The 12572-nt window shown below is 42.0% G+C and carries 14 protein-coding genes; 11 read left to right on the forward strand and 3 right to left on the reverse strand.

The window, feature by feature from the left end; genetic code table 11:
• Positions 1-115: 115 nt before the first annotated feature.
• A complete protein-coding gene (locus tag C6Y02_RS09685) occupies positions 116-517 on the forward strand; it encodes a DUF3221 domain-containing protein (protein WP_189318251.1) in 402 nt (133 codons plus the stop codon).
• A gap of 62 nt (positions 518-579) precedes the next feature.
• Here C6Y02_RS09685 and C6Y02_RS09690 read toward each other — a convergent pair whose 3' ends face one another.
• A complete protein-coding gene (locus tag C6Y02_RS09690; RefSeq protein WP_106031138.1) occupies positions 580-2007 on the reverse strand; it encodes an aldehyde dehydrogenase family protein in 1428 nt (475 codons plus the stop codon).
• A 211-nt stretch (positions 2008-2218) separates the two neighbouring features.
• Between C6Y02_RS09690 and C6Y02_RS09695 the strand changes: the two genes are divergently transcribed.
• The 3 genes from C6Y02_RS09695 to C6Y02_RS09705 are packed head-to-tail and all read left to right on the forward strand — an operon-like array spanning position 2219 to position 3845.
• The gene (locus C6Y02_RS09695; protein WP_106031148.1) at positions 2219-2644 is read left to right on the forward strand and encodes a DMT family transporter; all 426 of its coding nucleotides are present in this window, start codon (positions 2219-2221) and stop codon (positions 2642-2644) included.
• 13 nt (positions 2645-2657) lie between these two features.
• Entirely contained in the window at positions 2658-3338 is a 681-nt protein-coding gene (locus tag C6Y02_RS09700; RefSeq protein ID WP_106031139.1) for a Crp/Fnr family transcriptional regulator, read from the forward strand.
• A gap of 21 nt (positions 3339-3359) precedes the next feature.
• Positions 3360-3845, forward strand: coding sequence for a DMT family transporter (locus C6Y02_RS09705; protein WP_034660841.1), 486 nt, complete (start codon positions 3360-3362; stop codon positions 3843-3845).
• A 10-nt stretch (positions 3846-3855) separates the two neighbouring features.
• On the opposite strand, the gene C6Y02_RS09710 is transcribed toward C6Y02_RS09705, so the two are convergent.
• Complete coding sequence (locus C6Y02_RS09710; protein ID WP_060596476.1) at positions 3856-5262, reverse strand: phospholipase D-like domain-containing protein; 1407 nt, start codon at positions 5260-5262, stop codon at positions 3856-3858.
• A gap of 159 nt (positions 5263-5421) precedes the next feature.
• Between C6Y02_RS09710 and C6Y02_RS09715 the strand changes: the two genes are divergently transcribed.
• The 5 genes from C6Y02_RS09715 to C6Y02_RS09735 all read left to right on the forward strand — a co-directional run bounded on the left by C6Y02_RS09715 (position 5422) and on the right by C6Y02_RS09735 (position 10018).
• Positions 5422-6198, forward strand: coding sequence for a MurR/RpiR family transcriptional regulator (locus C6Y02_RS09715; protein WP_066030821.1), 777 nt, complete (start codon positions 5422-5424; stop codon positions 6196-6198).
• A gap of 130 nt (positions 6199-6328) precedes the next feature.
• Positions 6329-7243 (forward strand): 1-phosphofructokinase, encoded by a 915-nt coding sequence (pfkB, locus tag C6Y02_RS09720; protein WP_060596475.1) that lies wholly within the window; start codon positions 6329-6331, stop codon positions 7241-7243.
• Between the two features lie 13 nt (positions 7244-7256).
• Entirely contained in the window at positions 7257-8672 is a 1416-nt protein-coding gene (locus tag C6Y02_RS09725; RefSeq protein WP_106031140.1) for a PTS fructose transporter subunit IIC, read from the forward strand.
• A 15-nt stretch (positions 8673-8687) separates the two neighbouring features.
• On the forward strand, positions 8688-9146 hold the full coding sequence (locus C6Y02_RS09730; RefSeq protein ID WP_060596473.1) for a PTS sugar transporter subunit IIA: 459 nt from the start codon (positions 8688-8690) through the stop codon (positions 9144-9146).
• 2 nt (positions 9147-9148) lie between these two features.
• Entirely contained in the window at positions 9149-10018 is an 870-nt protein-coding gene (locus tag C6Y02_RS09735) for a class II fructose-bisphosphate aldolase (RefSeq protein ID WP_034660835.1), read from the forward strand.
• Between the two features lie 39 nt (positions 10019-10057).
• Here C6Y02_RS09735 and C6Y02_RS09740 read toward each other — a convergent pair whose 3' ends face one another.
• On the reverse strand, positions 10058-11578 hold the full coding sequence (locus C6Y02_RS09740; RefSeq protein ID WP_060596472.1) for an MDR family MFS transporter: 1521 nt from the start codon (positions 11576-11578) through the stop codon (positions 10058-10060).
• 164 nt (positions 11579-11742) lie between these two features.
• Between C6Y02_RS09740 and C6Y02_RS09745 the strand changes: the two genes are divergently transcribed.
• Both C6Y02_RS09745 and C6Y02_RS09750 read left to right on the forward strand, forming a co-directional pair.
• On the forward strand, positions 11743-12162 hold the full coding sequence (locus C6Y02_RS09745; protein ID WP_223250451.1) for a MarR family winged helix-turn-helix transcriptional regulator: 420 nt from the start codon (positions 11743-11745) through the stop codon (positions 12160-12162).
• A gap of 166 nt (positions 12163-12328) precedes the next feature.
• Positions 12329-12572, forward strand: a 244-nt coding sequence (locus C6Y02_RS09750) for a T7SS effector LXG polymorphic toxin (protein ID WP_223256538.1), incomplete at its 3' end; no start/stop codon positions are given.

Below are 12572 nucleotides of genomic sequence, written 5' to 3' on the forward strand. Positions count from 1 at the left end.
ACTTGAAGGTAAATCAGCTTAACTTATAAAGCACCTTAAGAAAAATAGGCGTTTTGTTCTGAGAATGCTAGCATGAAGAAGCTATCGTGAAGAATTGAAAAGGGGTGTAGGAAAGTTGATACAGCTAAAGTTTAAAAACATAAAATGTTTTCGGCTTGTCATCTTGATTTTTCTCATTTTATTAGTAGCGTGCAATTCTCCAAAGGGAAATATAAAAGATTCATACAATAAGAATAAAACAACAGCACCTTTTTCAAAAAAAGGCATACTGCTGAGTAAAGAGGAGACTGGTTTACTTCTTATAAACAATAAAACTCCTCTAAAAAGCGATTATTCATTGAATACTCACCTTCTTATTGATAAGTATAAACATGATCTCATCATTATGGATTTATCGAAAGTTGATACTAAAGAGCTGTCACAGGGTCAAACGATTGAGGTTTGGTTTGATGAGTTACAAGAATCGTTTCCTCCTAAAGTAACGGTTGAAAAATATAACATCATTATGGATAAGTAGGGGAGCAGTTCTTAAAATCCACAAAAAGGAGAAAAACCTTAAGGCTTTTCTCCTTTCGTAAATTATGCCGTTGGAAGTCCCATCACAGCTTTCACTTCTAAATATTCCTCGATGCCGAAGTCTCCCCATTCTCTTCCGATACCAGATTGCTTAAAGCCGCCAAATGGGGCAAAGTAATCTGTTTCGGCATTGTTAATGGTGATTTGGCCAGCACGGATATGTTCAGCTACATATTTTAAAGTTTTTTCATCTTTTCCAACAACATACCCGGCAAGGCCATAAACCGTATCATTGGCGATGTCAAGGGCATGATCTAGGTCCTGATACGTAATCACACTCATGACCGGTCCGAATATTTCTTCTTGCGCAATGGTCATATCATTTTTTACATTGGTGAAAATGGTATGCTTGGCGAAATATCCTTTATCGATTCCGTCCGGCTTTCCAGTTCCCCCTGCAAGCAGAGTAGCACCTTCATCGATTCCTTTTTCAATATAAGATTGCACAGTATCCCACTGCTTTTTAGAAACAAGCGGGCCTGTGGCGTGATCTTCTCTCGGATCACCAACTGTAAACTTCGGCAGGGCATTCAGTAGCGCTTTTTCAAACTTGTCTTTCATTGATTCTGGAATAAGCACACGCGTAGCTGCAGAACACACTTGACCTGTATTCATCGCAATATGATGAACGGCGGTTTCTGCTGCCTCATCCACATCTGCATCATCTAAAACAATAAGAGGGGATTTCCCGCCAAGCTCAAGAGCCACTTTCTTCACATTGTCCGCCGCGTTTTCCATAATCTTCGAGCCGACAGCACCTGATCCAGTAAATGAAACAAAGTCAATATCAGGATGTGAGCTAATACCGTCACCAATCACGTCACCAGTTCCGTTTACTAAGTTGAAGACTCCTTTCGGTACGCCTGCTTCATCAATGATTTCTGCAAGAATCATCGCAGCAAAAGGTGTAATTTCTGCTGGCTTTAAGACAACTGGTGAGCCTGCCGCAATGGCACCCGCAATTTTAAGAGAAGTTTGATTCGTTGGGAAGTTCCACGGTGTAATCAATCCGCTGACGCCAATCGCTTCTTTTATAATGGTATGTCCGCCGCGGTCCTCGGTAAATGTATAAGATTTAAGTGCTTCCGCTGCTTTAGAAAAATGTTCATAGCCCATTGTGTAATGAACTTCTTCTGATACTTTCAGCGGTGCACCGAGCTCTTGTGTCATCACTTCTACAAGTTCATCCTTGCGTTTTTCGTAGCCGCGCACAATGTTTTCCAGCATCTTCACGCGTTCATTTCGAGATGTTTTCGAGAAAGAAGGGAAGGCGGCACGAGCTGCTTTCACTGCCTTATCTAAATCTTCTTTTGTTCCTAAGCTAATGGTGCCAATGACTTCTTCTGTCGCAGGGTTGATGACCTCTGTCTTTTCGTTTCCTGTTGAAGCAATCCATTCTCCGTTAATAAAATGTTTCTCTTGATTTCTCATTCTGACATGTCTCCTTTTTATATGTGATTCAATCAATATTCTGTTTTCAGCTGATATAAAACTGTACCCACTGTGAAAAATCTAAAACGAAGAAACTGCAAAAGAAAAAGTTTCTGATATAATACGCAAAGTGGGACATATGTCCTTTTCAATAGGTGAGCATGTATCATTTAATGGAACTAGACTGAAAAAAGAAGGAGCATGTGAACGAATGAAAGGTGTTATTTTCGCTTTATTAGGAGGCGCTTGCATTACACTGCAAGGCGTAGCCAACGCAAGAATCAGCCAGGATATCGGCACATGGCAGGCGGCAACGATCACGCAGCTGACCGGCTTTATCATCTCGCTCGTCATTTTACTGATTGTACGAGACGGACACTTCAGGGAATATCGAAAGGTGCAGCCACTTTATTTAATAGGCGGCGCATTTGCAGCCATTATTATTTTTAATGAAGTCACCGCGATTCAAATGATCGGTGTCACACTCACCATCGCATCGTTACTTATTGCACAGCTTGCTTTTACCTTTGCAATCGATGCAAAAGGATGGTTTGGTGTACAGAAGAAGAAAATGAAATGGCCTCATTATGCAGGAATTTTACTGATGGTCGCAGGCGTGATCATTTTAAAGCTATAAAGGAGGGCGTCAGATGGAGGAGCTTTATGATGAATCTCTTTTTTCATCTTATCTTAAGGCACATCAATTAGAAAACGTCTTTCATCAAAAGCTCATATCACACGTGAGCTTGTGGCGCTATGAGCAGGGTGAGCTCGTTTGTTCAAAAGGGGATAAGAGGGAGTACCTGTACTTGTTAGTGAAAGGAAAATTAAAGATTTTCACGACCACAAAGGAAGGGAAAACCTTTATTCTTAGCTTTAAACATCCCCTTGAAGCGATTGGAGATATTGAATACGTTCAGCAGACGGATATGGTCAATACAGTCGAAGCTGTCACAGAAGTACATATGCTAAGGGTTTCTCATCAAGCGCTCATGCGCCATGCGAAGGATGACCCACGCGTGTTAACCTTTCTGCTAAAAGGCATCACAAACAAATTTTATACAAAATCAAACGATTTGAGTTTCCACCTTTTATATCCTGTGGAGGTCAGGCTTGCAAGCTACTTATTGTCTGTTGTAACAAATGATGACAGCGCGAGCGCCCTTCGTCTCACTGATGCGGCAAGCTTAATCGGTACAAGCTATCGTCATATTAACCGGGTCATTCAGCAATTCTGTGAAAAAGGGCTGATAGAGAGGCGTAGAGGAGAGATTACGATTTGTGACCGGAAAGGGCTCCTAGAAATAGCAGGGCACAATATTTATGAATAGAAGAAATGAAGGGATTTATATATGATCATAGGAATACTATTAGCTATCACTGCTGGCGCACTCGTCAGCTTACAAACCATTTTTAACAGTAAGGTCAATGAGCATACAGGCTCTTGGTCAACTACAACCCTCGTTCTTGGAATGGGCTTTATTGCTTCACTCCTGATGGGTCTCTTACTAGAGGGAACTGGCATGTTTCAATTAAGACATATGGAAGCTTGGTACTGGATCAGCGGAGCCATTGGGGTAGGAGTGGTCATTTGTCTTGTTCAGAGTATCAAACGTCTTGGACCGACTTATGGCATCTCGATTGTCCTCACGTCACAGCTGGGCTGCGCTCTTTTGTTTGATTCGCTTGGCTGGCTTGGGTTAGAAAAAGTGGCATTTTCTTTTACAAAACTATTAGGAGTCATTGTGATTGTTGCTGGGATCTTAGTGTTTAAATTGACCAAATTGGAGTCAGCAGAAAAAGATCAATCGCAAGAAAAAGGGCTGCCACAAGAGTAGCCGCCCTTTTTTAAATCAATCGCCGCCATAATACCGTTATCGCGGATAATCCATTTAAAAGGAGCCTTTTCATCAAAGGCTTTTTTTTCTGCCCATATGCGCTCGCATGATAGGCTGTTCGGTCTTTAGCAACGAGATTACTGTAGGCGATTTTTCGTTCGATTGCCTGTGTAAGTGATAACGCAAACGGGGCACTGTCAATCACCAAAATCGACTCTGTGTTTAAAAAACTAGACCTCGCATCTAAGTTATATGTCCCAATAATACTCAAGTAATCATCAATCACCATTGATTTCCCATGAATGGAATAGGGGCCTTCATATTCATACAAATGAACGCCTGTTTTCATCAGTTCCTTTTTCGTGCTTAAATATCCAGCAAAGGCTAACGGATTTGGTGTCGCTGTAAGAGAATTCGTGACCATTGTCGTTTGAATCTCACTACCTAAGGGGGTGAGTCCGGCTTTCATTGGGCGTGTTGGGATGACATAAGGCGTTTGTATAAGCACAGAACGCTTTGCCCGGTGCGCAAGATCGTTCAGTTTTTTCAGCACAAGCGGCCGCTTATTGAAGCGTTCCACAGGATTTGTGAAAAAGGCAATCTGTTTCACTGAAGTGGCATCTGCTGCCCAATCAAAGGAGGACATCACAAAAGGTTCTTTTGTGCGCACTGCTTCTTGATAGGATCTGAGCAGCTGTTTTCTAAGCTTTAACCCTTTTTTCGCTTTTGGCTTGGAGAACACATCTTTTGTTCTTTTCGTAAAATCATGATTCCATAGATAAACGAAATATTGCTCCATTTCATCTAATACTTTTCCCTTTTTGGCGTTATAGAGCAGCACATCGCGGTCAAAAGCAAAGTCTTTCGGCGGCTGATCTGCAAAGTATTTATCACCGATATTTCTTCCGCCCATCACAGCCACTCGGCCATCTGCTAGTAGCAGCTTATCGTGAAGCCGATTATGCCACGTCCATGGCTTGAACAAACGAAAGGGCTCATAAAAACGAATCGACATGTTCGGATGATTTGCCACCGCATAGCGCAAATGCTTCAGCGGCCCGCGCAAACTGTGACAAATGCCATCTAACAACACCTGGACTTTCACACCTCGATCAGCTGCTTCAATTAAAGCACCTAGTACCCATTCGGCTGTTTTTCCCTTTTGAATGGAATAGTAACTGAGACGGATCACCTTCTTTGCCTCACGAATCATTTGGATTCTAACCTGACCAGATTCAAACCCATCGTCAAGAAGCATCACTTGATTTGTCCCCTGATCGTCTCCTGAGATAGAAGAGGCTTTATAAATACAATGTTCTTTGCATGTTTTTCGTATCGGTAAATAAAACAAAACAAATGCGGTCAAAAATACATAGACGACATAGAGAAGGATGAGAAAAAACAAGAGATGAAGCATAGGTATCAGCTCCTTTCACACAGACACAACTTTTCCTTAGTGTATGTCAAAAATCAAATTTCACTCATTTTGGCTTTCCATCAAAATATATGACAAAAGAATCACCTTGTTTTTATTGGGTATTTAATTATAGTATGAAATGAGTAAGGGGGAATCGAATTGAATGAACCACTATTTAACATTCCAAGCGATGTGTATCAAACGTTAAGTGAAACAGAACGTTATTTACTCCATTATATTCACCAGCATCTAGAGGATATCTCCACCTTATCCATCGTCACATTAAGTGAAAGAGCGAATGTGTCGACAGCCACAATTGTCAGATTGATGAAAAAAATTGGTTACAACGGCTATACTTCCTTTAAGTATCGATTGAAACAAGAAAAGAAAATGACCGATGCAAGTGATCAGCTAAAAAACATCGATGAAGACATCAAACTAGCGATTCGGAAAAATGAAGAAGAGGTTTTAAAGACGATTCAGCTGCAAAGTATTGGGCAAATTGAAGATGCCGTTCAAAAAATACATAATGCGGACAAAATTTATATTTTCGGCAGAGGGTTCTCAGAGATGATTGCTAAAGAAATGACCATCAAATTACAGCTCATCGGAAAAACATGCGAAGTACACGACGACCCGAATATCATTCGGCTGAAATCACGAGATATTGGTAAAAATGAACTTGCGATCTTTGTTTCATTAAATGGCGAAACAGCAGAGCTCGTTGAAGCGTGTCAAAATCTCAGCATGAAGCAAGTCACAACCATTACCGTCACGACAAGAATAGATTCTACATTAAGCAAAATATCAGATATGACTCTAGTCGGATATAAAGGCGAACAATCTTTCTTCCCAGATTATGAAGTCAGATCGCGCCTGTCTCTTCATGTCATTGCCCGCATTTTACTAGATGCCTATGTGATCCGAATGAAATAACCGCTTAAGAAGCCTTCGAGACTTTGATCTGGAAGGCTTTTTATCATGAAAACCTTTACACAATCTGAAAACATTTTCACTCCATCGTATGAGATACTTTCTTTAGAGAAAAGAAAGAAGGTGAAACCAATTGATTTATACCTGCACCTTAAATCCTGCTATTGACCTATATATTGCATTAAAAGAAATGAGGGCAAATGCAGTCAACCGCACAGAAGATGAAGACTATCAGCCGAATGGCAAAGGAGTCAATGTCTCCATTATGCTAAAGAAATATGGATTCACCAGCACTGCATTAGGATTTATTGCTGGGTTTTCAGGCTCTTATATTGAACAATCCTTAAAGGACCTTTCCATTCAAACCGATTTTATCTCGGTTGAAGGAATTACACGCATTAATGTTTTTATTAATACGACAGAAGAATACAAGCTCGTGAACCAAGGACCTGCGATTGAAGCAAAATCGCTTCACGCCTTTCGTGAAAAAATAGCGGCCATCCCGCAGGGGGGCATCCTTATCATGTCAGGCAGCCTGCCAAAGGGCGTACCCGCCAGCATTTTTTCAGAAGTAGCAGCTATTTGTCATCAGCACAACGTCAAATTTATTTTAGACACAAGCTCCGCAGCAGTTCTTGAGACGCTTCAATACAAGCCGTATTTATTAAAACCGAATGAAGAAGAAATCGCTGCTTTTTTCGGCAAAATACATCCTATGTCAGAAAAAGAACTCATTCAATCAGGAGAAAAACTCATTGAGATGGGTGCAGAGCAAGTGCTTATTTCCCGCGGAGGAGAAGGGGCTTTGTTCATTACGAAAGACGTCATCTTAAAAGGAAACGCACCGACAGGCACTGTGGTAAACACAGCTTGTTCTGGAGATGCAATGCTCGCAGCCTTTCTTAGTAAACAGCTTGAAGGTCATTCACCTGAAGAATGCTTACGTTACGGCATTGCAACGGGCGCATCTACTGCATTTTCTAAAGGCTTAAGTGATTTACATGACATTCATTCATTAATTGAGCAAGTACACATTCACAAGATATAAGGGGGAATCAGATATGAGCCGTAAAAAAATTGTCGCTGCAACTGGCTGTCCAACAGGCATTGCACACACGTTTATGGCAGCTGAGGCATTAAAAATAGCTGCTGAGCAATTAGGGGTCGACATCAAAGTCGAAACGCATGGTCAAGTAGGAATTGAAAACGCTTTAACCGATCAAGACATTCTGGAGGCCGATGGGGTCATTGTCGCAGCTGACAAAGATGTGAATACAGATCGTTTTCACGGCAAACCACTGATTGAAGTGCCTGTAGCGAAAGGCATCCGCACGCCAGAAGAACTGATCCAAGGCATTATCAATGGAGATGCACCCGTTCATCAAGTGAAAGGAAGGGCTTCTGGGACGGAGAAAACATCTGCTCCTTCATCCTCTCAACAAAAGACGACGAATAAGTGGATACACACGATCTACAAACATTTAATGAACGGTGTATCACACATGCTTCCATTTGTCGTTGGAGGCGGAGTCTTAATTGCTATTTCTTTTCTATTCGGTATTTACTCAGCTGATCCTCAGCATGAAACGTATCATCCGTTTGCTGCCTATTTAAAAAGCATTGGTGGACTCGGCTTTAGCTTAATGGTGCCTATTTTAGCAGCATTTATCGCTGATTCAATCGCCAGACGCCCAGGGATGGTTGTCGGATTTATCGGCGGCCTGCTTGCAAACGACGGTGGCGCTGGATTCTTAGGTGGTATTATCGCAGGTTTTGCAGCAGGATATATCATCGTATTCCTTCAATTCCTGCTTCAAAAATTACCTGCATCACTTGACGGTTTAAAATCAATCTTCATCTATCCTGTTATCGGTATTTTCTTGATTGGAGCTGTGATGACACCACTATTAGTTCCGATCACAGGGCTAAATAATTCATTAATGGATTTTCTCTCAGCTGTTCAATCCACGAACCCGCTGCTCTTAGGTTTAATTGTTGGCGCAATGTGTGGATTTGATATGGGAGGTCCTTTTAACAAAGCAGCCTATGTCACAGGAACGGCTTTACTTGCACAAGGCAACCTTTACTTCATGGCAGGTGTGTCCGCAGCATGTATCACACCGCCGCTTATCATTGCGATTGCCACAACGATTTTCAGAAAACATTTCACACCGCAAGAACGAAATGCAGGGGCCATCAACTATATTCTAGGGGCGACACATATTACAGAAGGGGCCATCCCATTTGCGGCAAAAAACCCGATCGTTGTCCTGCCAATTATCATGTTTGGCTCAGCCATCTCTGCTATATTGACGTATCTATTTGGCGTACAGGTTCCAGCTCCGCATGGTGGATTCCTTGTCCTTCCAGTCGTCACAGGTGCATTTCAGTGGGTACTATCCATACTGATCGGATCACTTGTAGGTGCCATTCTATACGGGCTTTACCGTAAAAAAATAGACAAACCCGCAGTTTAATAGGGAGGAAGAGAAATAATGGAACATATCTATATGAATCTTCATGAAACAGCTTCTTCACAGGCTGGCGTTTTCGCAGCCATTGCTGACATTGCCTACAAAGCAGGTATTTGTACATCACAAGAGGATGTCAAAAAAGGCTTAGCTGAAAGGGAAGCACTGAGCACGACTGGATTTCAAGATGGATTTGCCATTCCACATACACAAACAGAAGCCATCACAAAACCAGCACTCGTGATCGTCCGCACTGAAACAGGCATTGAATGGGACGCTTTTGATGGGAAGCCATGCTTTTTCTTCTTATCCTTACTGATCCCCAAAAATGAAGCGGGCACCACTCATCTAAAGGCTCTTTCTGCTCTTTCACGAGGATTAATGGATGAAGCGAAACGACAAAAGCTGCTGGAAACAAGAACAAATGAAGACATGCTTACTGTTTTAGAAACAGATATTTTAACGAGAGAGGATGTTTGATTATGCCTTTACTTTCAACAACACCGATGCTTGAGGCTGCGAAAAAAGAAAAATACGGAATCGTTGCATTCAATGTACATTCCTTTGACAGTATTTATTGGGTGCTCGAAACGGCCGCAGAATTAAAATCACCTGTCATTTTGCAAACAACGGTTGGAACGGTTCAATCACTTGGAGCAAAAGCGATTGCAGATACAGTCAAAGCGGCGGCTGATCAATATCAAATCCCAATCGGTCTGCACCTTGATCACTGCACGGACTTTGATGTGATTCTCACCTGTATTCGAGCGGGATATACATCCGTCATGATCGATGCATCCATGCATTCATATGAAGAAAATGTACGCCGCACAAAAGAAGTCGTAGACCTCGCGTTAAAAGTAGGGGTGAACGTCGAAGCAGAATTAGGCAAGGTAGGCGGCGTAGAGGATGATATCGTCGTCGATGAAAAGGATGCTGAAAAAGCCATTCCATCAGAATGCCGTCAATTTGTAGAAGAAACTGGGGTACCTACTTTAGCGCCTGCGATTGGTACCGCTCACGGCATTTATAAAGGGGTACCGGATATTGACTTTGACCGCATTGAACAAATTGCAGCGCTGGTCGATGTTCCCCTTGTGCTGCACGGCGGTTCCGCTGTACCGGATGAGGACGTCAGACGATGTGTAGCACTTGGTATGGCAAAGGTCAATGTCTCTACTGAATTGAAAAATGCGTACTCTGAAGCCATCCGTGATCATTTCTCAAACGAACCTGAAAGCTTAGATCCACGTATGTATTTACAAAAAGCAAAACAAGCTGCAAAAGACATGGTCACATCGAAAATACGGATCGTTGGCAGTGAGGGCAAAGCCCATCCTCTATATCAGTGAAACAAAAAAGCAGAGCCGCTTAAGCTCTGCTTTTTCACATTATTCGTTTTCTTTCATTTCATTTGATGTGCGTACTCGTGCATTTCCCATAAATAGGACCGTAATCGCTGCAAGGGCAATAGGAAACAACGCAATCAAAAACACGTACGTAATACTTTGTGACATCGCATCGATGACTTTATTTAAAATATCAGGCGGAATTTGTGAGCGAGCACCTTCTTGAAAAATGGCTTGTGGATCGCCTATTTGAGAAGGGGCTCCTTTTATTCCGCTAAAGGCATCTGCTAAGCGATTCGTTAGGACATTGGTTTGAATCGTCCCAAAAATCGTGACACCAAGCGTCATCCCAAGTGATCTCATAAATGAATTGGTTGAGTTTGCACTGCCTCGGTAACGAGGGGCAAGATCATTCATTGAAGCTGAAGGCAGAAGGGAGAAGCTAAAGCCGACGCCAAAGCCTGATATCATCATAAAGAGTGTAAGCCACAGTCTAGCTGTATCTGGTGACATATTGGCAAGAAGCAGCATCCCAGCAAAAAATGAAATAACAGAGATCGTCATAAGACGTCTGAAAGGCACTTTCGTCTGCATCGTTCCGCCAATCATACTGCCAATCACAGATCCTATCATCATCGGTGTTAAAATAAACCCTGCACTTGTCGCAGATTCACCATACACCGCTTGCACGAAAATAGGAATAAAGACGGCAAGAATAATAAATGTCCCCCCATATAAAAACGCCAATATTTGAGATGTCGCAAATAAACGATTTTTAAACATCCAAAAAGAAATAATCGGTTCCTCCGCTTTACGCTCAACAATAAAGAAGATGGTACCAAACACAAGAAACACGGCAAAAAGTGTGAGGATTTGCACCGAATCCCACGCATAAGATTTACCGCCAAGCTCAAGTGCGAACATTAAGCTCACAACTGCCACGACAAGTGTAATAGCACCTGACCAGTCAATTTTTTGCTTGCGATGTTCCAGCGATTCATGATAGTATCTGGCGATCAAGAACACACTAACAATACCGATTGGCACGTTAATATAGAAAACCCAATGCCAGCCGATCGAATCTGTGATAATAGCTCCTAACAGTGGTCCTAGTACACTCGATAAACCAAATACTGCACCAAACATACCGGACATTTTTCCGCGCTTTTCAGGCGGGAAGATATCAAAGATGATCGTAAACGCGATCGGAAGAAGGGCACCGCCTCCAAGCCCTTGAATGGCCCGGTAAATAATGAGCTGATCCATCGTTTGTGCGATACCGCACAGCGCTGATCCAATTAAAAAGAAAATAAGTCCAAACAGAAAAAAACGCTTTCGACCATACATATCAGAAAGCTTTCCGTAAATCGGCATTCCAGCCATCACTGCCACCATATAAGAAGCCGTCACCCAAGCAAATTTATCAAAACTGCCCAAATCTGCTACGATGCTTCCCATTGCTGTTGCAACAATGGTATTGTCCATCGCTGCCATAAAAATCCCTAACAGCAAACCGATGACAACAAAGCGAGTGGATGCCTTGCCTTTATCCACATGATTCATTTACCTCCTGCTTACGTTCTCTTCTTATTTTTGCTATGATCAACTTAACCATAAGTAAGAGAACATTTATCTTGATGATCAAGATAAATTGATTTTAAAGGGAGGAGAACAAGTTGTCAATAAAGAACGAGGCTGAAGACAGAGCAGACCTGATCATACATACAATGAGGCGCCTCGCCACACGAACGGTTTTATTCCATCAAGCGGCCGCGCAATCGCTCGGCCTTTTCCCAACAGATCTCAAATCAGCCGATTTATTAAACGAACTCGGCCCCCTCACAGCAGGGGAATTAAGTGAAAAAACAGGTCTTAGCTCAGGTGCGGTCACAGCTCTTATTGACCGCCTTGAAAAAGCTGGCTACGTCAAAAGAGAAAAGGACCCAAAAGACAAGCGAAGAGTCATCATCGTTCCATTAACGGCTGGGAAATCACAAGTAAAAGAACTCTTTCAATCTTTATCGGCATCAACTAAACAGCTCACAAACGAATACAAACGAGAAGAATTAGACTTAATCATTCAATTTATTAACGAAGCAGCAGATATTATGGACCAAGAGCTGCAATTGCTTAAGTCTAAGTCTTAAGAGAGCACAATGTTAAGGGTGTGCTTTTCTTTGAAATAAAATAGCGAGGATATGATTCTGATCATTTACATATTAAGTACTGTTTTTGTATCTATATTCCTATTTAATGACAAACTTTGTGTTGGTAAAATTGACCTTGTCAATGAATAGGAAGGAGTGAATTCTTCTGGGCAAGATAATTGATGCAAAAGCACTAACAAGTGCCACGGACACAAGGGCAAAACACTATCAGGAACTCCGTGAACAAATGGTAGATTTAAAAAAGGCACTACAAGGTGTGGCGAATCTCGGTGATGATTTCACTGGAAAAGGCGCCGACAACATTAAAAGCTTTTATAAAGAGCTGGCTGGAAATGTAGACATGTTTATCAGCTTCATTGATAAGCAAAAAGCCTTTCATGAAGGTGTTT

The organism is Bacillus sp. NMCC4 (assembly GCF_002998555.1).
Taxonomy (GTDB): domain Bacteria; phylum Bacillota; class Bacilli; order Bacillales; family Bacillaceae; genus Bacillus.

Coding starts and splice junctions, on each gene's coding strand:
- C6Y02_RS09745 (WP_223250451.1), top strand. CDS start 11,743: ATGAGGCGCCTCGCCACACGAACGGTTTTATTCCATCAAGCGGCCGCG.
- C6Y02_RS09690 (WP_106031138.1), bottom strand. CDS start 2,007: ATGAGAAATCAAGAGAAACATTTTATTAACGGAGAATGGATTGCTTCA.
- C6Y02_RS09740 (WP_060596472.1), bottom strand. CDS start 11,578: ATGAATCATGTGGATAAAGGCAAGGCATCCACTCGCTTTGTTGTCATC.
- C6Y02_RS09735 (WP_034660835.1), top strand. CDS start 9,149: ATGCCTTTACTTTCAACAACACCGATGCTTGAGGCTGCGAAAAAAGAA.
- C6Y02_RS09725 (WP_106031140.1), top strand. CDS start 7,257: ATGAGCCGTAAAAAAATTGTCGCTGCAACTGGCTGTCCAACAGGCATT.
- C6Y02_RS09710 (WP_060596476.1), bottom strand. CDS start 5,262: ATGCTTCATCTCTTGTTTTTTCTCATCCTTCTCTATGTCGTCTATGTA.
- C6Y02_RS09695 (WP_106031148.1), top strand. CDS start 2,219: ATGAAAGGTGTTATTTTCGCTTTATTAGGAGGCGCTTGCATTACACTG.
- C6Y02_RS09700 (WP_106031139.1), top strand. CDS start 2,658: ATGGAGGAGCTTTATGATGAATCTCTTTTTTCATCTTATCTTAAGGCA.
- C6Y02_RS09705 (WP_034660841.1), top strand. CDS start 3,360: ATGATCATAGGAATACTATTAGCTATCACTGCTGGCGCACTCGTCAGC.